The organism is bacterium (genome assembly GCA_020440705.1).
GTDB lineage: Bacteria > Krumholzibacteriota > Krumholzibacteriia > LZORAL124-64-63 > LZORAL124-64-63 > JAGRNP01.
Genome location: JAGRNP010000237.1, coordinates 1 through 2,330 on the forward strand (window position 1 = coordinate 1; position 2,330 = coordinate 2,330).

Annotated in this window: 2 protein-coding genes; both read right to left on the reverse strand. The window is 72.5% G+C overall.

Annotated elements, in window-relative coordinates:
* Positions 1–1,232: exodeoxyribonuclease VII large subunit (gene xseA / locus KDM41_17990; GenBank protein MCB1185314.1), on the reverse strand; the 1,232-nt coding region annotated here is incomplete at its 3' end.
* A partial coding sequence (locus KDM41_17995; protein MCB1185315.1) for an MATE family efflux transporter occupies positions 1,229–2,330 on the reverse strand: 1,102 nt, incomplete at its 5' end. The genes KDM41_17995 and xseA, both read right to left, overlap by 4 nt.

Sequence of the window (2,330 nt, forward strand, 5' to 3'; positions counted from 1 at the left end):
AGGGCGGCGTCGCTGCCGGCGGCCAGCCGGCGGCCGGCCTCGCCGAGCCGCGCGCCGCGGGCCGCGAGATGGCCCGTGGCCGCACTGCCCAGACGGGCGGCGAGTCGGCCGAGTCGGTCGTGCCGGCGGTTCAGGTCGCTGCCCACGCGCTGCTGCAGGCGTGCCGCCGCCTGCTCGAAGCGCAGCCGGGCCCGCAGCGCCGCCCCGGTCGCCGCACGGGCCAACCGGTCCTCGACGGCGACCCGACGGGCCGCCGCGGCCAGGATGTCGTCCAGGCGGTCCTGCAGGGCCGCGGCCACGACGTCGAGCCGCCCGGCCTGCCCGTCCACCACGTCGACGAGGAACTCCGCCGCGGCCGTGGGCGTCTTGCAGCTCGTGTGGGCCACCAGGTCGGCGATGGACTTGTCGATCTCGTGGCCGATGGCCGTGACCACCGGCACCGGACAGCGGGCGATGGCCTCGGCCAGGTCGCGCTGGTCGAACCAGCTGAGGTCGGCGCGGGAGCCCCCGCCGCGGGTCAGCACGATGACGTCGACGCCGGCGTCGACCTGGCGTCGCAGGGCCGTCAGCACCTCGCGCTCGAGCTGCTCGCCCTGCATGCGGGCCCCCACCAGGTGCACCCGGAAGGCCCAGGGGCTGGCGGCCAGGCCGGTGCGGAAGTCCTGTTCGGCGGCGCTGCCCGGCGAGGTGATCAGCCCCACGTGCAGGGGCAGGTCGGGCAGGGGCGCCGTCGCGTTGAGGCCGAGCAGTTCGTGGGCCTCGAGGTAGGCCAGCGTCTCGCGCCGCCGGGCCTCGAGACGGCCGAGAGCGAAGGTCTTGTCGACGCCGACGATCTTCAGGCTGAGCTTCCCGAACTTGGCGTAGAAGTCGACCTTGCACTCGAGGCAGACCTCGATCTTGTTGGCGATCCGGAAGTCGGGATCGGTGCCGTCGAGGTAGCGGCCAAGACCGTAGCGCTGCCGGTCCCAGCCCATGAGCGAGACGGGGATCTGGTACTCCGCCGCGCCGCTGCGGCCCGTCTCGTGCAGCTCGAAGTAGACGTGGGTGCGGCGGTCGGCGTCGTGGGGCAGGCGCTGCACCTCGCCCCGCACCCAGACGGTGCGCGGGAAGGCGGCCTCCATGGCGGCCGAGATCTCCTCGTTGAGCTGCCGGACCGTCAGGACGCGGCGCGTCTCCGCGCCCGGTGCGTCCGGGGGTTCAAAGAGATCCTCCGGTGCGGGTTCCCGCATCATATCCTCACGCTCTCCCAATCACTGCGGAACCAGATGACGACCATGCCGACGGCGAAGAGGGTGAACCAGGTCAGGAGGGCGAGCCAGGCCCCCAGCAGGCCCCCGCCCCAGGCGATGCCGAAAAGATAGGTCAGCGGGGGCAAAAGCACGAATCCGAGCCCGACGTCCATGAGCATCACCGCGCGGGTGAGTCCGGCCCCGCGCAGGGCGCCGGCGAGGGTCAGGCCCAGCCCGTCGATGACCTGCACCAGCCCCATGAGGCGCAGGATCGGCACGCCGGCCGCGACGAGTTCGGGCCGGTCGGTGAAGAGGCGCATCAGGGACGCCGGCACCGCGACGAAAGCCACGCCGAACAGGCCCATGAAGACCACCGCAAGACCCACGCCGCCCCACGCGGCCCGGCGGGCGCCGGCCGGATCGCCGCGGCCGAGACTCTGGCCGACGAGGGTCTGCACCGCCGCCCCGACCCCGAAGCCCGGCATGAAGCTGAGCGAGGCGATGCGCAGCACGACGTTGCCCGCGGCCAGGGCCACCACGCCGATGCGGCCGAGCAGGGCGTTGAAGACGAGCAGCCCCAGGATGACGCCGAGGGTCTGCAGCGCCGGCGGCCAGGCCAGGCGCAGGAAGGGGCCCAGCAGGTCGGGACGGAAATTGCTGCGGCACAGGAAGCGGAAGCGTTTGCGGATGGGGGTGCGCAGCAGGAAACCGGCCATGACCGCGGCCGCCATGCCCGCGCTCAGGCTGCTGGCCAGGGCGGCCCCCGCCACGCCGAGGGCCGGCGCGCCGAGGTGGCCGAAGATGAAGATCCAGTTCAGCAGGGCGTTCAGGGCGTTCATGCCGATGCCCACCGCCATGCCGATCCGGGTCCAGCCGATGCCGTCGAAGGCGCCCTTGGCCTGGAACCAGAACAGCAGAGGCAGCATTCCCGCAAAACGATAGAACAGATAATCTCTTCCCAGATCGACAACTTGCGGATCCCTGCTCACAAGTGACATGAGGAGCTCCGGCCGCAGCATGCCCAGGGCCATGCCCAGGCTCCCGGCCAGACCGGCCACGGCGAGCGCCGTCGCGAGGACCGCCCCCACTTCGCCGTCGCGG